The following is a 19,804-nucleotide window of genomic DNA, read 5'->3' as shown; positions in this document are numbered from 1 at the left end:
ACCAAATCTTTCAGCTGGAGCTTGTGTTCATGTCCCCCGCACTGTCCCCGCCGCACGCGCCTACGCGCCGGGCGTATCTGCTTACCCTGGCCGTCCGGACGGCCTTGCTGTGCTCTGCCTTGCCCTATCACGCAGCCAGTGCGCAATCCAGCTCGTCATCGGGCGCCGACCATCCCGCCGAACTCCCCGCCGTCACGGTCAGGGGCGCCGGCGTCGCCGGCACCACCGAAGGCACCCATGCCTACAACACCGAGGCCATGAGCACCGCAACCGGCCTGACGCTGTCGCCGCGGGAGACGCCGCAATCGGTCAGCGTAGTGACGCGCCAGCAAATCGAGGACCAGGGTTTGCAGGACACCGGTTCCATCCTGGCCAGCGCGCCAGGCATCTCCGTCACGCGCAGCGACAGCAACCGCCTGTCGTTCTCGGCGCGCGGCTTCGCGATCGACAATTTCCAGTTCGACGGCCTGAATGCGCCCATCCTCAGCCAATGGAACTACGGCTCCACCGACATGGACGCTGCCATCTACGACCGCGTGGAGATCGTGCGCGGCGCCACCGGCCTGATGACCGGCTCGGGCAATCCCTCCGCCGCAGTGAACTTCATCCGCAAGAAGCCGCTGCGCGAGTTCGCGCTGTCCGGCAGCGCCAGCGCTGGCAGTTGGGATTACGTGCGCGGCGACGCCGACCTGTCCGTGCCGTTGACGGAGAACGGACGCATCCGCTCGCGCTTCGTCGCCGCCTACAGCCAAGGCGACGACTATGTCACCTTCCTGGATACGCGCAATCGCACGCTGTACGGCGTCATCAGCGCCGACCTCACTCCCGATACGCTGCTCACCGTCGGCGTGGAATATCAGCGCAACCAGAGCAACGGCTTTGGCAGCGGTTTCCCGCTGTTCTATTCGGACGGCTCGCGCACCGATTTCAACCGGTCCGTGGCCAACAACACGCGCTGGGCGCGCATCGACACCGAATCGACCACCACCTTCGTGGACCTGAGCCACCGCTTCGCCAACGACTGGAAGGCGCGCGCCGCCTATAGCCACAATGAGGGCGAATACCGCATGAAGCAGCTCTATCGCGGCGGCTATCCGGACCGCGCCAGCGGCACGGGCATGACCAGCAACTTCAACAACTACGATGGCGATCGCTCGCGCGACGACATCAACCTGACGCTGTCGGGTCCGTTCCAGCTGTTCGGCCGCAAGCATGAGCTGGCCCTGGGCTGGATGAGCGTGGACGACCATAGCGACATCGGCCAGTACCTGATGGTGGGGGCCAAGCCCGCCATCGGCAGCTTCTTCGACTGGCGCCAGGACCATATCGCCGAACCGACATGGTCCAGCCGCAAGACGCCCGCCGACGACATGCGGGTCAAGCAGACCGGAACCTACGCCGTGGGCCGGTTTTCGCTGGCCGATCCGCTGCACCTGATCGTGGGCGGACGCTGGAGCAATTGGGAGACGAACCAGACCTACTTCGGCAGCAAGCGCCAATACAAGATCAACGACCAGTTCACGCCCTACGCGGGCCTGATCTACGACATCGACAAGACCTACACCGCCTACGCCAGCTACACCGAGATCTTCCAGCCGCAGAACGCGCGCTCGCCCAGCGGTTCCATCCTGCCGCCGATCGACGGCAAGAGCTACGAGATCGGTCTGAAGGCGTCTTACCTGGACGGCCTGCTGGACGCGGCCGTGTCGCTGTACCAGACCCGCCAGAACAACCTGGCGCAGGCCATTCCCGGCGAGTCGGTCATAGGCATGCCCGGCACGCAGGCCTATCGCGCGGTATCCGGCGCCAAGGTCGAAGGCTTCGAGCTGGAAACCACCGGGCAGATCATGCCCAACTGGAACATCGCGGCCAGCTACACGCACTTCACCGCCAAGGACGCCGACGGCAAGCCCATCAACACCAGCCATCCGCGCAGCCTGTTCAAGCTCTACACAACCTATCGCCTGCCTGGCGACCTGAACCGGCTGACGGTGGGCGGCGGCATGGACTGGCAAAGCCGCATGTACCAGTCCGCCCCCAGCCCGCGCGGCAACGTGGACGTGGAGCAAGGCAGCTACATGCTGGTCAACCTGATGGCGCGCTACGAGTTCAGCAAGCAAGTCTCGGCCACCCTCAACGTCAACAACCTGTTCGACAAGAAGTATTACGACCAGATCGGCTTTTTCAGCCAGGGCTGGTGGGGCGCGCCCCGCAACGTCATGCTGACGCTCAGGGCTCAATATTGATCGGGGGATTTGCCTGCACGATGCGTCTTGGCTTCTCAAGTTTCAAGCGTGCGATCCTGCGGGCCGGCGCCGCCTGCCTGGCCTCGCTCGCCCTGGCGGCCTGCGATCGCGCTGCCGATGCGCCGGACGCGCCAGCGCCACAGGCGGCCCGGGCCGATGGCTTTCCCGTCACGATAGACAGCGCTCTGGGTCGGGCCGTCATCGCGGCGCCGCCCAAACGCGTGGTCACGCTGGGCCTGGGCGCCGACGATCTGGCGCTGTCGTTGGGGGTGGTCCCGGTCGGGGTGGGCCGGGCCGACTGGGGCGGCGACGCCGACCACTACTGGCCCTGGGTGCGTGCCGCGATCGAGGCCCGCGGCGCGCCGCTGCCGCAGGCCATCGCCATGTTTCCGGAACTGGACGTCGAAGCCATCGTCGCGCTGCGGCCGGACCTGGTGCTGGCGCCCTTTTCCGGCGTCAGCGCCGAGGCCTATGCGCAACTGTCGCGACTGGTGCCGGTGGTGGCCTATCCGGAACAGCCATTCCTGACCCCGGTGGATACGCAGATCGACCTGGTCGCCGCCGCGCTGGGCCAGCGCGAACAGGCCGCGGCGCTCAAGGCGCAAATCCGCGGCGCACTGGCGCAGGCCTCGCGCGACCACCCCGTGCTGGCCGGCAAGACCTTTGCCTATGTGCGCGCCGACCTGGGTTCGGGCAATTTCGCGGCCTATGTGGCGGGAGATCCGCGCGTGGACACGATTGCCGCCATGGGCCTGAAACTGGCGCCGTCCATGCAAGGCCTGCACGCTAGCGCCGGCCATTTCGCCCATTATCTGGGTTTCGAGCATGCGGACGCACTGGGCGACGCCGACGTGCTGGTGTCCTGGTTCTATACCCCCCAGGAGCGCGACCGGACCGCGGCGCTGCCGCTGTTCGCCGCCATCCCCGCCGTGAAGCGCGGCGCCTATGTGGCGCTGAGCGACCCGGCGCTGATCATGGCCTCGTCCTCGGGCACGCCGCTGGCCGTGGACTGGATGCTAGGCAGGCTGGCGCCGGCGTTGGCCGCTGCTGCCCAGCGCTCCGAAGCCGGGCCCGGCGTGCGAAATGAATAAGTCCGCCCGTGCCGCCGGCCTGGGCGCAACCTGTCTGTTGCTCGCCGCCGCCACCCTGGGCAGCCTCTGGCTCGGTTCACGTAATCTGTCTCCCGCCTCGGTCTGGCATGCCCTGTTCCAAGCCGATGACAGTTACGCCGCGCTGGTGGTTGCCTCGCGTGTGCCACGCACCTTGCTGGCCTTGCTGACCGGCGCGGCGCTGGCCGTCGCTGGCGCGCTGATCCAGGCCCTGACCCGCAATCCGCTGGCGGAACCCGGACTGTTGGGCGTCAACGCCGGCGCCGCTGCCTCCATCGTGACCACCACCCTCGTGCTCGGCGGCCTGCCCGCCCATCCGTTCTGGGCGGCCCTGCCCGGCGCGCTGGCCGCGGCCGTGGCCGTGTACATGATCGGTGCCGGCGGCCGCGGCCTGCAGCCCGTGCGCCTGATCCTGGCCGGCGCGGCGGTCAACGCGGTGCTGTTTGCTTACGTGCAGGCTGTGGCCCTGCTGCATGAGGACATCTTCGACGCCTATCGATTCTGGGCCGTCGGCTCGCTGGCAGGACGATCCCTCACCGAAGTGGCCCGGGCCGCTCCCTATATCGGTGCCGGCCTGCTGCTGGCGCTTGCACTGGCCCGGCCCTTGAACGTCCTGGCGCTGGGACAGGCGCTGGCCCAGGCGCTCGGGGTGCGCGCCGGGCTGTACCGCGCGCTGGGCCTGCTCGGCGTCGCTGTCCTGGCCGCTGCCGCCACCGCAGCCGCGGGCCCTATCGCCTTCGTCGGTCTGGCGGTTCCGCATATCGCCCGCCGCATCGGCGGTCCCGACCTGCGCTGGCAACTCGCCTACTGCCTGCTGCTGGGTCCTCTGCTGATGCTCGCGGCCGACATCCTGGCGCGCCTGCTGCGGGCGCCGGCAGAACTGCTGACCGGCGTGGTAGCCGCGTTCCTCGGCGCGCCGTTCCTGCTGGCGGCCTTGCGCCGCCAGCCCGGGAGCCCTCCTTGAGCGGCCGGCGGCGCATGCTGCGCGTCGGCGCCTGGCTGTCGCTCCCCTACACGCCACGCGCGCTGGCCTACGCCTTGCTGCTGGCCGCGCTGGCCCTTGCCTCGATTGCGGGCGCCCTGTTGACGGGAGAGCAAGGACCAGGCTGGCCCCGTCTTGGACGGATCCTGGCGGGCGGCGGTACCGCAATCGAGCACTGGCTGATCTATACGGTCAGACTGCCCCGCGCCCTGGCCGCGTTGGGCGCCGGCGCCGCGCTGGCCCTGTCCGGCGCGCTGTTCCAGAGCATTACCCGCAACCCGCTGGGCAGCCCCGACATCATCGGCCTCACCGCAGGCGCGTCGGCAGGCGCGGTGGCGGTGACAATGGTCTGGCCGGGAGCGATGCCGCTGGCGTGGGGCGCCGCAGGCGGGGCGCTGCTGGCGACGGCGGGGGTCTGGTTTGGATCCGGCGCGGGTTTCTCCGCGCCCCAACGCATGGTGGTCGCGGGCATCGCGGTGGCCGCCATCGCCTTCGCCTTCGTGCAGTACGGTCTCTCCAATCTGCGCCGCGAACAGGCGCATCTGGCCGCGACCTGGCTCAACGGCAATCTGGCCGGCAAGACCTGGAACGATGTTGCGCTGATCGCCACGGCCTGCGCGCTGCTGCTGCCCTTGGCACTCGGGCTGAGCGCGCGCCTGCGGCTGCTGGAAATGGGCGACGACGTCGCGCACGCCTTGGGCGTCGCCCCTGGGTCCAACCGATTGGCGGCGACGCTGCTGGCCGTGCTGGCCGCGGCCGCCGCCGTCAGCGTCGCCGGCCCCATCGCCTTCATTGCGCTTGCGGCCCCGCAGATTGCGCGGCGCTGCGTCCCTGCCGACGGCCCGCAGCCCCTGCTAGCCGCGTTGACCGGCGCCGTGCTGCTGGCAGGCGCCGACCTGCTGTCGCGTTCGGCTGGCGCCAACGGCTTGCCGGTGGGCGTGCTTACCGCAGGCATCGGCGGCCTCTATCTCGCATTTCTGCTCATGCTCGAATGGCGCAAGGTTTCAACGTGACTGCCACAACGCCCACACCCGTCCTCCAACTCCGGGACGTCAGCCTGTCCTACGGCGCCCGCCGCGTACTGGACAGTTTGACGCTGGAGATCGCGCCGGCCTCGTTCACCGTAATCCTGGGCCCCAACGGCTGCGGCAAATCCACGCTCCTGCGCGTGTTGGGCGGCGCCTTGACTCCCAGCCGGGGCCGCGCCCTGCTCGACGGCGCCGACCTCGCCAGCCTGCGCCGAAAGACGCTGGCGCGCCGCCTGGCCTACCTGCCGCAGCAGCCGATTGCGCCCGAGATGATCACCGTCCGCGACCTTGTCGCCCGCGGCCGCTATCCGCATCAGTCCCTGTTGCGGCAATGGTCGGCGGCGGACGCCAGCGCCGTCGACGCCGCCCTGGCGGCCACGGATCTGGACGCAATCGCCGATGAACCCGTGCACACGCTCTCCGGCGGCCAACGCCAGCGCGCCTGGCTGGCGCTGGTGCTGGCTCAGGAAGCCGGCATCATGCTGCTCGACGAACCCACCACTTTCCTCGACATCCGCCACCAGCTCGACTTGCTTGAGCTGTGCGCCCGGTTGCACCGCGCCGGACGCACCTTGGTGGTGGTGCTGCACGATCTCAACCTGGCCTTGCGCTACGCTGAAAGGATCGTGATGATGCGCGATGGGCGGATCGCGGCGCACGGCGATGTCCGTCCGGTCGTGACCGAGGACATGATGCGCCAGGTCTTCGATCTGGATTGCCGCGTCATGCCCGACCCCGAGACCGGCAGCCCCATGGTCGTGCCCCGGCGCGCGCGCTAGCTTTTCAGGAGTATCAATGGAGGTTTCCCTGAGCGGAAGAATGGGCGGCCCCGAGGCGGGAGTGGCCTACCTGGCCGGCATCGTCCTGCTCCGGCCGAAGCTCAAGTCTGCATTGGCGGACCTGTCAATCGCCGGCTTGCGGACCGTCGATGTCGAGTTATGGATCGGCGGCCGCATTACCGACTACGTGTTTTTCGCCAGCGCCTGACGGCAAATGCAGCCTACGAGAAATGAACAAAGCCCGCCATAGCGGGCTTTGTTCATGCGACGGCGGCGCATCCTCAGAGCATATGCGCCAGGAACTCGCGGCTGCGCGCCTCGCGCGGAGCGCGGAAGAAGTCGGCCGAAGGCGCTTCCTCGACGATGCGGCCTTCGTCCATGAAGATGACCCGGTGCGCGACTTCGCGCGCGAAGCCCATTTCATGGGTCACGACCAGCATGGTCATGCGTTCGTCGGCCAGCTGCTTCATGGTGCGCAGGACTTCGCCGGTCAGTTCCGGATCCAGCGCCGAGGTGGGTTCATCGAACAGCATGATGTCCGGCTCCATGGCCAGCGCCCGGGCGATCGCCACGCGCTGCTTCTGGCCGCCGGACAGGCGCGTCGGATAATTGTCGCGCTTGTTCAGCAGGCCGACCTTGCGCAGCAGCTCTTCCGCCTTGGGAACGATCTGGGCGCGCGTCATGCCCTTGACGGTGATGGGCGCCTCGATGATGTTCTGCAGCACGGTCATGTGCGGGAACAGGTTGAACGACTGGAACACCATGCCCATCTTGCGGCAGATGCGGCGCACGTCGGCGTCGCTGGCGTACTGGCTGCGCCCACCCGGCACGGCGCGGGCCATGGCCTCGCCTTCGACCTCGATGCTGCCCTCGTCGATGGTTTCAAGGTGGTTCAGGCAGCGCAGGAAGGTGCTCTTGCCCGAGCCCGACGGCCCGATCACCGCGACGACCTCGCCCTGGCCCAGGCTGAGCGAAACCCGATCCAACACGCGATTGGAGCCGAACGACTTGATGATCTCGCGGGCCTCGATCATGACGGGACGCGCGGACGGAGAATTACTGGTCATATTTGGCATAGCGCTTTTCCATGTGCTGGAAGAACCACGTCAGGATCAGCGTCATGATGAGATAGAAGGCGGCGGCGACCAGGAACGGCGTGGTCGTGAAATCGCGCTGCACGATGCCGCGCGCCGTGCGCAGGATGTCGTTGAGCGCCAGCACGTAGATGAGCGAGGTGTCTTTGACCAGGGTGATGGTCTCGTTGCTCATGGGCGGCAGCACCCGCTGCACCATCTGCGGCAGCACGATGCGGCGCAGGGTCTGCAGATAGGTCATGCCCAGGACCTTGCTGCCCTCGTACTGGCCGCGGTCCACCGACTGGATGCCGGCGCGGAAGATCTCGGCGAAATAGGCCGCGTAGTTCAGCGCGAAGGCCACCACGGCGGCGGGAAAGTCCGGCAGGCGGATGCCGATCACGGGCACGAACGGCAGCGCGAAGTAGATGAACAGCATCTGCAGCATCAGCGGCGTGCCGCGCATGAGCCAGATATAGCCATTGACCAGGTTGCTGGCCAGCCGCCATTTCGAGATCCGCACCAGCGCCAGCACCAGTCCCAGGGGGACGGCCAGCGCCAGCGTGATGAAAAACAGCGTCAAGGTGACTTTCGCGCCTTGCGCCAATGGTCCCAATAGGGAGAGTACGTAGTCCATGCAGTGGGTTCGCGCCGTCAGCGTCCGTGGACGCCAAGGTTGGATCGATTCATGAATCAGCCCGCCTGGCGCGTCGGCGCCGCGGCGGGCTGTGGAACTTGGGTCTGGACGCCCGGGCGCGATGGCCGCGGGCGCCGCTGGCCCTTTACTTGATGATGTTGGCGCCGAACCACTGGGTGGCGATGCGGCCGGCGGTGCCGTCCTGCTTCATCGAATCCAGGGTCTTGTCCAGTTTGCCCAGCAGTTCGGTGTCGTCCTTGCGCACGCCGACGCCGTAGTCTTCGGTGCCGAAGTTCTCGTCCAGCACGCGGTACTCGCCGGCGCGCTTGCTGATCAGGTAGCGGCCCACCACTTCGTCCACCACGATGGCGTCCAGGCGGCCGGCGGCCAGGTCCATCAGTGCGGTGACGTTGTCGCCGAACTTCTTGACTTCCTTGATTTGCGCGGCGACCGGGTCCTTGGCGATGGCGTCGGTGGCGCTGCTGCCATCCTGGGCGCCCACGACCTTGCCGGCCAGGTCAGCCTTGAGCTTCACGGGCGACGCGTTGCCGACGATGATGATCTGGTGGTTGGCCATGTAGGGCGCGGTGAAGCTGATGTTCTTCTTGCGCTCTTCGGTGATGGTCAGGCCGTTCCACAGCACGTCGACGCGCTTGCCGTTGAGTTCGGCTTCCTTGGCGCTCCAGTCGATGGGCTTGAATTCCACTTCCAGGCCCAGGCGCTTGCTGGCTTCCTTGGCCATGTCGATGTCGAAACCGACGATCTGGTTGTTCGAGTCGCGGAAACCCATGGGCGGGAAGTTGTCATCCAGGCCAACCACGACCTTCTTGGCGGCGGCAGGCGCCTGCGCGCCGGCGGCGGGCGCATTGTCGCTGGGACCGCAAGCGGTCAGCAGCGCGGTGGCGGAAGCGAGGAGTACAGCTGTCAGTTTTTTCATCGTTATGGATGCGCCGGGCGCAAGAATGAAGAATGCCGGAATGGCCAGTCAAAAAGCCGCGAGCCGGTATTTTATCCTCTTGCGGGGGCGCGATCCGTCCCCCCTGACAGATACCGCAGGAAAGCCCGGGCCGCCGCCGCCCGGAACCCGCCTCAATCCTGCTTGATGCCCGCGGCCTTGATCAGAATTTCATAGCGGCCGGCCTCCTCCTTCATGGCGGCCAGGGTGGCCTCGGGCGTCGAACCGCGCACCAGCAGGCCGCGCGCCTCATAGGTCTGGCGGAAGGAAGGATCCGCCGTGACCGCCGTCACCGCCTGGTTGATCCGCGCCACCAGGGCGTCGGGCGTCTTGCCCGGAGCCAACAGCGTGAAGACCGTGGACGGAATGCTGCCGGCCTTGCCGCCGGCCTCCTGCAGGGTCGGCACGTCAGGCAACATGGCGGCGCGCTGGGTGGCGCCGGCCACCAGCACCCGGATCTTGCCGGCCTTGTACTGTTCCGACACGGCCAGACCGCCGGCCATGACACTGTCCACGTCGCCGGCCATGGTCGCGGTCATCGCCGGCGCCACGCCCTTGAACGGCACATAGGTGAACTGCACCCCTTCGGCGCTGGCCAGCATGGCCATGCCCAGGTGGTTCACGTGGCCCTGGCCGCCGGTGCCGACATTGATGCGCTGCGGATTGGCGCGGGCGTAATCGATGAATTCCTTGTAGGTCTTGGCCGGAAACGCATTGCTGACCGCGACGTACAACTGCACCTGGCCCAGGTCGGTGACGGGTTTGAAGTCCTCTTGCCAACGGTATGGCACCTTGGCGTACAGAAAGGGATTGGTCTCCAGCGCCAGCCGGTCCACCATCAGCAGGGTGTTGCCGTCGCCCGCCGCCTTGGCGACGTAGTCGCTGCCGATGATGGCGTTGGCGCCGGGCCGGTTCTCCACCACCACGGTCTTGCCATTTTCCTTGAAGAGGCGGTTACCCAGGTCGCGCGCCAGCACGTCGGGCTCGGTGCCGGGCGGATACGGCACCACAATCTTCACGGTGTCCGACGGCCAGACCTGGGCCGCGGCCTGCCCGGCCGGCAGCAGCGCAAGCGCGGCCCACAATACAGGTTGAAAACAACAACGGTACGGCGATCCCATGGTACTTCCCCTTGTATGCGTCGTTCCGGTCGAAGCCGGCGACTGAATTGCCGCCCGGGGCCAGAACGGCCCTGGACGGCTGGAAACCCAGATCAGGACCGGCGCGCTTCACCAGCGGCCGATCAGAATGCCCATCATCCGTTCGTGCGCATGCGTGCGCTCGCGCACCTCCTCGTCGGTTTCGCTGGCGCGGCGCTTCAAACCCTGGTGCCAGTCCAGCAGCGCCGAGCGCATCCGGGCCGCGACCGGCGCCATGCCCGGATCGGCGCCCAGATCATGCAGTTCGCCCGGGTCGTCGCGCAGATCGAACAATTGGCTGCGATAGCCTTGCCAGTGCAGGTACTTGTAGCGCTCGTCGCGCACCATCAGGCCGGTGCATTCCCGCTCGCCGCGCCCCAGGAACAATCGGGCCTCGCGGTAGGCGTAGTCCAGGCTGCCGATCACGTACTCGCGCGCGGGCGGCGCCGAACCGGACTCCCCGCGAATCCCGGGCAGCAGCGACCGGCCCTCGATGCGGTGCGCCTGGGGTGGCAGGTCGAGCGCGTCCAGCACCGTGGGGACGATGTCTATGCACTCGACAAAAGCGTCGCTGCGAGTGCCGCGGGTCGCATCCGCCGCGGCCGCGGGGTCATAGACCAGGCAAGGCACGCGCATGGCGCTGTCGTAGAAATATTCCTTTTCGCCCAGCCAGTGGTCGCCCAGGTGGTCGCCGTGGTCCGAGGTGAACAGGATCAAGGTGTCCTTCAGCCGGCCGCTGCGCTCCAGGAAGTCCAGCACGCGGCCGATCTGGTCGTCGATCTGCTTGACCAGCCCCATGTAGACCGGCCGGATGCTGCGCCAGACCTCGTCGCGGGCGAAGGACTCCGACTCCTCCAGCCGCTGGTAGGCGCCGTGCACCGGATGCGGACGTTCCCGTTCCGCCTGCGAACGCACCGGCGGCTCGCAATCTTCCGCGCCAAACAGGGCGTGGTACGGCGCCGGCGCCTTGTAGGGCCAGTGCGGTTTGATGTATGACAGATGCAGCGCCCACGGCTGGTCGCCCTGCTCCTGCATGAAACCCAGGGCCCGGTCGGTAAGGTAGGCCGTCTCGGAATCGGCCGCGTCCACCCTGGCCGGCAGCGGCGCGTTGCGCATCAGCCAGCCGCTGGCGAGGCTGCCGTCGGCCGCCTGGCTGCCTACCACGTAGTCTTCCCAGGGCCGCTCGCTGTCGTAGCCGCGTTCGCGCAGGTAGCGGCGGTACGCGCTGTCCTTGGCCAGTTCGAAATGGCCGTCGTAGCGTTCGATTGGCACGAATCCGCCCTGCAGGAAGCGTTGCTCGTCTTCGGCGGCGTAGCCCTTGGCGCGCAATCCGGCGCGGTCCGGCACGAAGTGCGTCTTGCCCAGCAAGTGCAGCGGCAAGCCGGCCTGGGCCAGGTACTCGCCCAGGCACCATTCATCCACCGGATGCGGCACGCGGTTCCAGGTGACGCGGTGCGACAGCGGATAGCGGCCGGTGTAGTAGGACGCGCGCGACGGGCCGCAGACCGCGGACGTCACGTAAGCCCGGTCGTACTGCACCCCCAAGCGCGCCAGCCGGTCGATATTGGGCGTGCGCAAAGCGCCGGCGCCGCCGTAACAGGACAGGTGATCGGCGCGCAGCTGGTCGCACATAATGAACAGCACGTTGCGTACCTTGGGGGTCGCGGCCGGGGCGGACGCGTTCATGGCTGCGCTCCGTTCAGGATGGCCCCGGGCGCGTGTACGGCGCTGTCCGCCAGCCGGGCGGCTGCCTGGGTTGCCCCAGGCACGAAGCGGGCCGCAAAGCGGCCCAGGGCGTCGGCCGCGTCCTCGCTACGGCCCAGCGCCGCCACGTAGCGGTCGGGACGCACCAGCACCCAGTCGGCGCGTGTGCGCTGGAACCAGAAATGCAGCGCATTTTCCGTGTCCTGCAGCACGGGCAAGGCTCCAGCCTGCAGCTCGTCGGGATCGCAACCGCTGCGCGCGCGCTGCGCCGCCACGTAACGGCAGCCCAGCTTGTCCAGTTGCGCCCGCAGGGCCGGCGGCAGCCCGGCGCGCGGATCGCGGCGCCAGCCTATCAGGGCGAATCCCGCGCCCAGCGCTTCGTCCAGGCGCTGCGTGGCGCCGTTCTCGCATTCGACCAGCGGCTGGATGAACATGCGGCCGATGCACTCGCGCTGCGTCTTGTCGGCGCTGTCGCCCACCACGCCACGGCTATAGCGCGGCATGGGCTTGAATTTCATCTGCAGCACATAGTCCCGAATCTTCGGAATGTTCCGGATCGACATGAAGAACGTGTCGCGCAACGCCGCCAGCACGGGGTTGGTCTGCGACAGCATGGCGCCGAACATGTCAGCTAGCGAGATCATGGCGCGCGCGTGGCTGTGGCGTTCGTCGTGGTAGCTCTGCAAGGCGGCCGGATCCAGGCGGCCTTGCACGATCCAGGCCACCTTCCAGGCCAGGTTGAAGGCGTCGCGCAGGCCGGCGTTCAGACCCTGGCCGATCCAGGGAGGGGTCAGGTGCGCGGCGTCGCCCGCTAGGCAGACGCGGCCCGAGACGAAGCTGCGCGCCACGCGGGAATTGTGGGTATAGACGCGGGCACGGATGACGTTGAGCTTACTGGGGTCGGCCACGTGGTGGCGCAGCAGTTCCCGCACTTTTTCCGGCTGCAGCATCTGCTCGCCGTCCTCGCCCGGGAACAGCATGAATTCCCAGCGCCGCAGGCCGTAAGGCAGGCGCAGGCAGACATAGGGGCGGCGTGGCTCGCAATGCAGCGCGGTGTAAGGCGCGTCCAGCGGATCCTGGTCGCATTCGATGACCACCCACTTGCGCGGATGCGTGTTGCCGTCGAACGGCAGCTGCAAGAGGCGTTCGCGCACCGTGCTGCGCCCGCCGTCGGCGGCCAGCAGGTACTGCGCGCGGATCTCGCGCTCGGCGCCGTCGGCCTGGCGCACCCGCACCGTGACGCCGCGCTCGTCCTGCTGCAGCGACAGCAGCTCGCTGCCCAGCTCCAGCGTCACATGCGGAAAACGCCGCAGCCCGGCGCGCAAGGTGCGTTCTCCCAGCGGCTGCGAAAACAGGTTTCGGCGATACCAGCCGAACTCGCGCGTGGCCGGCAGGATCTCGGCGAAGCAGCGCTTGGTGCGCGTGTACATGCGCATGGGCACGTTCTGGATCATGTCGCGCAGCATCTCGTCGGCCAGGCCCGCACTCTGGAAAGTGCGCATGGCCTCGTCGTCCAGGCCCACCGCGCGCGGAAAGTCCAGCACGTCCTGGTTGCGCTCCAGCACCAGCGTTTCCACGCCATAGCTGCCCAGCAGGTTGGCCAGCGTCACGCCGACCGGCCCGGCGCCCACCACCAGCACCGGCACTTCTACGATATGCGCCATATTGGCTCTCCCTTGGATTCTTGTTGTTGGCCTTGCGGGCGGCGGGTCAGGCGCGCCGCAGGAACCCGCCCACGGCCTGATTGAAGACCTCGGGCTGGTCGTCGTGGATGTAATGGCCGGCGCCGGCGATCTCGATCCACTCCAGGTTCGGGTTGCGCGCCGCCATGTCGCAGGCGGTCTGGGCTTGCAGGTAGTCCGAGCGCCCGCCGCGCACCACCAGCGTCGGACAGGCCAGCGCCTGGACCTGCGGCCACAGGTCCACCACGCGCGCCGGATCGGGATCCAGCCGGGTGGCGGCGATGCCGGCGTGGTCATGACGCCAGGTCCAGCCGCCCGATCCATCCTCCTTCAGCATGTGGCGCAGCCGTTCCTCGCGGGCGGCTTCGGTCACGCTGGGCCGCAAGGCGCGCAGGTACTCGCGGGCCGCGTCGATGTCCGGAAAGGACGCGGGCGTCTCGCGCAGTTCGCGCTGGATGCGCGCCGCCCCCGCGCTGCCTTCGAACGCGGCGGGTCCGGCGTCCTCGACGATCAGGCGCCGCACGCGCTGCGGATAGCGGGCGGCGAAGACGATGGCGGCAATGCCGCCCATCGAATGGCCCAACAGGTCGAAACTTTCCAGGCCCAGGGCGTCGGCCACGCCCGCCAGGTCGTCCACGTAGGCGTCGGTGTAGTAGTTGCGCCCCGGATCCCAGCTGCTGGCGCCGCGGCCGCGCTGGTCATAGGCCAGCACGCGGAAGTCCGGCTGCAAGGCCTGCGCGATGCCGGCAAAGGTCTCGGCGTAGCCGCGGATGCCATGCAGCATGAATAGCGGACGCCCGTCCTGCGGGCCCCACTCGGTCAGATGCAGGGTCATGCCGTTGACGGCGATGTCGGTGTCGCGGCGTTGCATGTCGGGTTCCTTCAGCAGAGTCCGTCTTTGCCCTGGATTTCGCTGGCGGGAATCCCGCCCAGGCGCGCATGCAGGCGGCCGCGGGTGGCGAAGGCGAAGGCGATCAGCACTTCGTCGCGGTTGGGCGCGTCGCCGAACAGCGCGGTCACGCTGTCGTAGTGCGAACGGACATAAAGCGCGTCCTTATGCGCCAGCGGAATGTCGATGACGGTGCCAGGGCCGCCGCGCTTGCCGGTGGACGGGACCCAGGCCTTGCCGCCACCAAGCGCCGCACGCACGGGTTCGGCGAAGATGGTGGTCAGCAGCGCATTGCCGTGCTCGTACTCGCCGTCCGTGCCCACCACGCAAGCCTTGCCGTAGCTTTCCAGCGGCTGGCCGCCGGCCGCTGCGATGACGCGCCGGCCGAATTCCTCGCCCAGCATGCCCGAGGGTTCGACGTAGGCCGACAGGTCGCGCTCGAACCGGCCCGCATAGGGGTTGTGCAGCGCCGCCGCGATGACAATCTTGCGCAGCGGTTCGCCGTCAGCCGGTTCGCCGGTCTCGGTGGCCAGGGTGTCTTCGATCTGCAAATACCATTTGCGGATGTGGTAAGGGCCGAAGTTGGTGTTGCTCATGGATGCTCCAGAAAATGTCGGGTCGGGAATGGATGCGCCGCGCGGGTGATCAAAGGGGTTCCAGCGTCATCGGGACGCTGGGCGCGTTGTGGTCGTGCAGGACCTGCTTGCCCTCTTCGTCGCCGTGCACGGTCTCGCAGAAGAATTCGAAGCGGTGGCCGTCGGGGTCGGTGAAATACAGCCCGTAGCCCACCTTGTGGTCGGTGATCTTCACCACCTCCACGCCCTTGGCCAGCAACATGCCGTACAGGCGGCGCAGTTCGTCCACGTCGCCCTCGATCTCCAGGCCGTAGTGCTGCATGTTGACCGGGCCGCGGGCGGGCTCGCCTTCGGCCGCGCGGATCAGGGCGATGTCGTGGTGCTTGCGCCCGAAGGACAGGAACACCCATTGCTCGCCGCGCGCCGTCTCCTGCATGCCCAGCACGGATTCGTACCAGGGCGCCGAAGCGAAGGGGTCCCGCACGAACAGGGCCAGGTGGGTGCGCGCGATGCGCGGCCGGCGGTCTGCCGGCGCAAGCGTGGTATTCGTGGACATGGCGGTCTCGGGCTTGGATATCAGTTGATGGACTGGGGATGCGCGGTCACGGGCGCGGCGTACGGCGTCCAGGCCACGGCGGTGATTTCGCTGAAATCGCGCCATTCCTTGAACCAGCTGCGGCCGCCGTCGGTAGAGCGGAACAGATGGCCGTACTTGGTGCCGGCAAAGGCCAGCCGCGGATCGGCGGCGTGCACGCCGAAGGCCCAGAAGGTGGAATTGGGCGCGGTGTGCAGCAATGCCGGCTGCCAGTTGCGGCCCCGGTCGGACGAGCGGTAGATCTTGCTGCGCGTGCCGGGCGTGCCGTCGCCGATGGCCAACAGCAGCGCGTCGGGATCGTCGGGCAGCGCCTGCACGGTACGGGTGTAGTACATGCCATCGAAGCGCGACTTCGACGCCACGCCGTCCCAGCGCCGGCCGTCCTCGCTGAGGTAGACGGAGTTCACGGTCAGCACCATGGCGGTCTTGGGCGCGCTGGCCGTGGCCGGCAGCACCGCGACGCAATGGATGTCGGGGTTGGCAATGGCATCCGCATTGCCCTCCTCGTCCTGGCGCGACCAGCTATCGCCGCCATCGCGGCTGTGCCAAAGGCCCCCTTCCTCGACCCCGAACCAGACTTCGCGGCCGTCGTCCGGATCGACGCAGACCGACAGGATGCGCGGGCGGTTCACGCCACGGCAGAACTCGGGCAGTTCCGGCGACAGCCGCTGCCAACTCGCGCCGCCGTCCACCGAACGGAACATGGCGGCGCGCGACGGCGCGCCGGTGCCCGCGTACATGCGCCGCGGATTCTTGGGGTCGATGGCGATGGCCCAGACGGTCATGCCGTCCATGGGGCTGTCGACCCGGGTGAAATGCGCGCCGCCGTCGGTGCTGACGCACATACCGACGTCCGCGCCGGCAAACACGCGGCGCGGGTCGGCCGGGTCCACGGCCAGGCTGCGCACGGTGCCGTCGAACTCGATCGCTTCCTTCAGCCCCAGACGATGCCAGGTGGCGCCGTCGTCCACGCTGCGCAGTATTCCTTGGCCAGCCGTGCCGACCAGTATCGTGCCTTGCATATCCAGACTCCCGAACAAGAATCAGCGGTTCAAAGAAAGATGCCGCGCGTGATGCCGCCGTCCACCCCCAGCGATTCGCCGGTAATGGCCCCCGCGCGCGGAGATGCCAGGAACAGCACCGCGTCGGCGATCTCGGCCGGCTGCAGCACCCGGCGTATGGGCGTAGCGCGGGCGTAGTTGGCCTCGACCTGGGCGGCGGTCAGCCCCTGCTTGGCGGCTTCCTTTTCGTACAGCTCATGGATGTGGGGCGTTTCGACCACGCCCGGATGGATCACGTTGACCGTGATGCCGTGCGGCCCCAACTGGTCGGACAGGGTCTTGGTCATGTGGCAGATGGCCACATTGCGCATGCCCGACAGCTGCTTGCTGCCGCGTCCCGTCAAGCCGCCGATGTTGACGATGCGGCCGAAGCCGCCCTGGCGCATGTGCGGCGCCGCAGCCTTGGCGCAACGCATATAGCCCACCACCTTGATGTTGATGTCTTCCAGCAGGCCTTCGGGATCGGCCTCGTCGATCTCGCTGCGTACCAGGCCGCCGGGGTGGGCCGCGCCGTTGACCAGAATGTCGATGCGGCCGAAGTGTTCGGCCACGCGCTGCATCATGGCGTTGACCTGGGCCGTGTCCGACACGTCGGCCGCCACGCCCAGCACCTCCACGCCGGTGGCCTTGGTGATTTCAGCCGCCACTTCGTCCAGCTGCGCCTGGCGGCGCGCCACGATGGCCACGCGCACGCCCTCGGCCGCCAGCGCTTCCGTCACCGCGCGCCCGATGCCCAGGCTGCCGCCCGTGACCACGGCGACTTTCCCCTTGAGTTGCAAGTCCATGCTTTGAAGCTCCTTATATATAGCGGCGCCTACAGCGCCATCTCGATCAGGACCGGTCCCGGCTGGCGCAGCGCCGACGCCAGCTGCGCGGCCAGTTCTTCCGAGGTGGCGGCGCGGCTGGCCTGCACCCCGTAGCTGGAGGCCAGCCCGACCCAATCGATGCGCGGGCGGTCCAGCGACGTCAGTTCGGCGGCGCGTTCGCCCAACACGGCATTGCCGCGGCGCAGCTCGTTGCGCAGGATGGCGTACTGGTGGTTGGCGGCGATCAGCACCGTGACCGGCAGGTTTTCATGCGCCAGCGACCACAGCGTCTGGATCGTGTATTGGGTGCTGCCGTCCGACAGCACGGCCACCACGCGGCGCTGCGGGCAGGCGATCGCCGCGCCCATGGCGACGGGCAGGCCTTGGCCGATGGCGCCGCCGGTATTGGTCAGCACCGTGTGCGGCGCGGCGCCGGCGGACGCGGCGTACAGCGGATAGCCGCAGGTGCCGCCCTCGACCGAGACGATGGCGTCATCCGGCAAAGCGCGCGCCACCACGGCGGCAATCGACTGCGGCGTCAAGACGCCCGGGACGGGTTCGGGGAGCATCGCGGCGGCGGGCTCGAAAGCCGGCGCGCCGGCCAGTTCGGCCAGCGCCTCCAGGCGCGACGCGGCGTCCTGGCCGGGCGCCGCCAGTTCCAGCAGGCGCTCCGCCGGCACCAGCCGGCTGGGGTGGCCGGCATAGCCGAAATAGGTCACAGGCGGCAGCGCCCCCACCAGCACCACCAGGTCGGCAGCGTCCAGCGCGGCGCGCGCGGGTTCCGGAAAATACGGCAGCCGGTCGAAGTCCGGCAGGCCCCGGCCGCGCTCCGATCTGGCGGGAAAGGTCTCGGCATAAGCCTTACCGCCCAAGGCCGCGCACAGGCGCGCTGCGGCAATCTGCGCGCGGCGGCCCAGGCCGCTGGCCGGCCCGCCCCCGCCCAGCAGGAACAGCGGCTTTTGCGCGCGGCTCAGGCGCTGCCATGCGGCGGCGGCATCGAATGCGACAGGTTCCGTAGCGACTCCGTCGGCAGCGGCGTCGGCGGATTCGTCCGTGACGCTTTCCGCCTGGAAGTCCGCCGGAAAGATCAGCGTCGCGCCCTGGCCGCCATCGGCCAGGCTGGCCCGCACGGCGGCGCGGGCGGCGCCGGCCGCGTCCTGGGCGGACGCGATGCGTTGCACCCAGCCCGATACCGGGCGCGCCAGCGACTCGATGTCCGAGGTCAGCGGCGCGTCGCACTCCAGGTGCCAGCTGGCGTGGTCGCCGATGATGTTGACGATGGGGGTGCGGGCGCGCCGCGCATTGTGCAGATTGGCGATGCCGTTGGCGAATCCCGGCCCCAGATGCAGCAGGGTCGCGGCCGGCTTGCCGGTCAGGCGGCCGTAGCCATCGGCCGCGCCGGTGCAGACGTTCTCCTGCAGGCCGACGACGCAGCGCATGCCGGGCACCTCTTCCATGGCCCGCACCAAGTCCAGCTCGGTCGTGCCGGGATTGGCGAAACAGACTTCCACGCCCTGCTTGCGCAAGGCCTCCAGCAAGACACTCGCTCCGCTCATGATTACCGCCTCCTTTTTTGCTACTTTATCGTAATTTGATAAATGTTCAATTCATTTAGGCAGATTGATGCCTGATAATTTATTAGAATTATCTATTTGATAGTTCTGCGCGGATCTTCTATACGCACGCATGCGCGCCGCGCGCGGCGCGGCGATTTGCCAATAAGCGCCCCTTGGTGCACCCTCGCAGCACGTCAGCTTTCCCCACACCTCGCACCCATGAACAGTCTTCGCCGCATGCTCGATGTCCTGGACCTCTTTCAGCCCGACCGGCCGGTCCTGGACGTCGACGCCATCTGCCAACTGCGCGGCTACGCGCCGGCCACCGCCTACCGCTACGTGCGGGAACTGTGCGCCTGCGGATTGCTGGTGCGCCTGCCCGCCGGCTATGCGCTGGGCCCGCGCATCATCGCGCTGGACCTGCAGATGCGGGAATACGACCCCATGCTGACCGTGAGCCGCGACCTGATCGAGGAACTGTCCAGCCAGACCGGGCTGGACGTGCTGCTCAGCGCGCGCTATGACGACAAAGTGATCAACGTGCATCAGCAGCCGGGCCGCAATACCCAAGCCTTGAATTTCGGCCGCGGCCGGTTCATGCCGCTGCTGCGCAGCGCGACGGCGCGCGTAATCCTGGCCAATCTGGGGCCGCGCCAGTTGCGGCGCGTCTATGACGAGCATGCGCAGTCGCCCGACATGCAGCGGCTGGGGCCGGACTGGAAAGCGTTTTCCCGCGCCATGCTGCAGGTGCGCAAGGCCGGCTACTGCGTATCGTCGGGGGAGCTGGATTCCGGCAAGACCGGGATCGCCGCGCCGATCTTCGATGAAGAGAACCATGTACTGGGCAGCATCACCATCATCGGCGCGCAAGACGCCTTCGCGGCCTTCCGCGAGGACTATCTGGCCGGCCTGATTCTCCGCGCCGCCGCCGAAATCACCCGCCGCATCGCCCAGGCGCCCGCCAAGCTGCAACATGCGGCCTGATCCT

19 protein-coding genes are annotated in these 19,804 nt (G+C 68.0%); 7 read left to right on the top strand and 12 right to left on the bottom strand.

Features of this window, described 5'->3' with window-relative positions; all coding sequences use genetic code 11:
- The first annotated feature begins 29 nt into the window (after positions 1-29).
- From AXYL_RS15220 to AXYL_RS15195, 6 genes are read left to right on the top strand one after another with little or no spacing between them, the layout of a single operon-like run.
- Entirely contained in the window at positions 30-2,246 is a 2,217-nt protein-coding gene (locus AXYL_RS15220) for a TonB-dependent siderophore receptor (RefSeq protein WP_013393698.1), read from the top strand.
- A gap of 20 nt (positions 2,247-2,266) precedes the next feature.
- Positions 2,267-3,337 (top strand): ABC transporter substrate-binding protein, encoded by a 1,071-nt coding sequence (locus AXYL_RS15215; protein WP_013393697.1) that lies wholly within the window; start codon positions 2,267-2,269, stop codon positions 3,335-3,337.
- On the top strand, positions 3,330-4,319 hold the full coding sequence (locus tag AXYL_RS15210; RefSeq protein ID WP_013393696.1) for a FecCD family ABC transporter permease: 990 nt from the start codon (positions 3,330-3,332) through the stop codon (positions 4,317-4,319). Before AXYL_RS15215 ends, AXYL_RS15210 begins: the two co-directional genes overlap by 8 nt.
- Entirely contained in the window at positions 4,316-5,350 is a 1,035-nt protein-coding gene (locus tag AXYL_RS15205) for a FecCD family ABC transporter permease (RefSeq protein WP_013393695.1), read from the top strand. The genes AXYL_RS15210 and AXYL_RS15205 overlap by 4 nt, the downstream gene beginning before the upstream one ends.
- On the top strand, positions 5,329-6,144 hold the full coding sequence (locus AXYL_RS15200) for an ABC transporter ATP-binding protein (RefSeq protein WP_080551068.1): 816 nt from the start codon (positions 5,329-5,331) through the stop codon (positions 6,142-6,144). The genes AXYL_RS15205 and AXYL_RS15200 overlap by 22 nt, the downstream gene beginning before the upstream one ends.
- 16 nt (positions 6,145-6,160) lie before the next feature.
- Entirely contained in the window at positions 6,161-6,352 is a 192-nt protein-coding gene (locus AXYL_RS15195; RefSeq protein WP_013393693.1) for a hypothetical protein, read from the top strand.
- A gap of 73 nt (positions 6,353-6,425) precedes the next feature.
- On the opposite strand, the gene AXYL_RS15190 is transcribed toward AXYL_RS15195, so the two are convergent.
- From AXYL_RS15190 to AXYL_RS15135, 12 genes are all read right to left on the bottom strand, one after another.
- The gene (locus AXYL_RS15190; RefSeq protein WP_013393692.1) at positions 6,426-7,178 is read right to left on the bottom strand and encodes an amino acid ABC transporter ATP-binding protein; all 753 of its coding nucleotides are present in this window, start codon (positions 7,176-7,178) and stop codon (positions 6,426-6,428) included.
- Positions 7,179-7,200: 22 nt separating this feature from the next.
- Positions 7,201-7,854: an amino acid ABC transporter permease gene (locus AXYL_RS15185; protein ID WP_013393691.1), complete on the bottom strand. Its 654-nt coding sequence runs from the start codon at positions 7,852-7,854 to the stop codon at positions 7,201-7,203.
- A gap of 145 nt (positions 7,855-7,999) precedes the next feature.
- Entirely contained in the window at positions 8,000-8,791 is a 792-nt protein-coding gene (locus AXYL_RS15180) for an amino acid ABC transporter substrate-binding protein (RefSeq protein WP_013393690.1), read from the bottom strand.
- 152 nt (positions 8,792-8,943) lie between these two features.
- A complete protein-coding gene (locus tag AXYL_RS15175) occupies positions 8,944-9,894 on the bottom strand; it encodes a Bug family tripartite tricarboxylate transporter substrate binding protein (RefSeq protein WP_041653517.1) in 951 nt (316 codons plus the stop codon).
- A gap of 144 nt (positions 9,895-10,038) precedes the next feature.
- A complete protein-coding gene (locus tag AXYL_RS15170; RefSeq protein WP_013393688.1) occupies positions 10,039-11,634 on the bottom strand; it encodes a sulfatase-like hydrolase/transferase in 1,596 nt (531 codons plus the stop codon).
- Complete coding sequence (locus AXYL_RS15165) at positions 11,631-13,316, bottom strand: bifunctional 3-(3-hydroxy-phenyl)propionate/3-hydroxycinnamic acid hydroxylase (RefSeq protein ID WP_013393687.1); 1,686 nt, start codon at positions 13,314-13,316, stop codon at positions 11,631-11,633. Before AXYL_RS15165 ends, AXYL_RS15170 begins: the two co-directional genes overlap by 4 nt.
- 46 nt (positions 13,317-13,362) lie before the next feature.
- Positions 13,363-14,205, bottom strand: a complete 843-nt coding sequence (locus AXYL_RS15160; RefSeq protein WP_013393686.1) for an alpha/beta fold hydrolase — start codon at positions 14,203-14,205, stop codon at positions 13,363-13,365.
- An 11-nt stretch (positions 14,206-14,216) separates the two neighbouring features.
- A complete protein-coding gene (locus AXYL_RS15155; protein ID WP_013393685.1) occupies positions 14,217-14,819 on the bottom strand; it encodes an amino acid synthesis family protein in 603 nt (200 codons plus the stop codon).
- Between the two features lie 49 nt (positions 14,820-14,868).
- Positions 14,869-15,354: a VOC family protein gene (locus AXYL_RS15150; RefSeq protein WP_013393684.1), complete on the bottom strand. Its 486-nt coding sequence runs from the start codon at positions 15,352-15,354 to the stop codon at positions 14,869-14,871.
- A 20-nt stretch (positions 15,355-15,374) separates the two neighbouring features.
- Positions 15,375-16,415, bottom strand: coding sequence for a WD40/YVTN/BNR-like repeat-containing protein (locus tag AXYL_RS15145; protein ID WP_013393683.1), 1,041 nt, complete (start codon positions 16,413-16,415; stop codon positions 15,375-15,377).
- 29 nt (positions 16,416-16,444) lie between these two features.
- Positions 16,445-17,239, bottom strand: a complete 795-nt coding sequence (locus tag AXYL_RS15140) for an SDR family NAD(P)-dependent oxidoreductase (RefSeq protein ID WP_013393682.1) — start codon at positions 17,237-17,239, stop codon at positions 16,445-16,447.
- A 29-nt stretch (positions 17,240-17,268) separates the two neighbouring features.
- Positions 17,269-18,816, bottom strand: coding sequence for an acetolactate synthase large subunit (locus AXYL_RS15135; RefSeq protein ID WP_013393681.1), 1,548 nt, complete (start codon positions 18,814-18,816; stop codon positions 17,269-17,271).
- Between the two features lie 219 nt (positions 18,817-19,035).
- On the opposite strand from AXYL_RS15135, the gene AXYL_RS15130 reads away from it, so the two are divergent.
- Positions 19,036-19,800, top strand: a complete 765-nt coding sequence (locus AXYL_RS15130) for an IclR family transcriptional regulator (protein ID WP_041653515.1) — start codon at positions 19,036-19,038, stop codon at positions 19,798-19,800.
- The last annotated feature ends 4 nt before the right edge of the window (positions 19,801-19,804 follow it).

The organism is Achromobacter xylosoxidans A8, assembly GCF_000165835.1.
Classification (GTDB): domain Bacteria; phylum Pseudomonadota; class Gammaproteobacteria; order Burkholderiales; family Burkholderiaceae_B; genus Achromobacter; species Achromobacter xylosoxidans_B.
The sequence above is the reverse complement of the archived record's forward strand: the minus strand, read 5'-3'. Positions and strand labels throughout refer to the sequence as shown.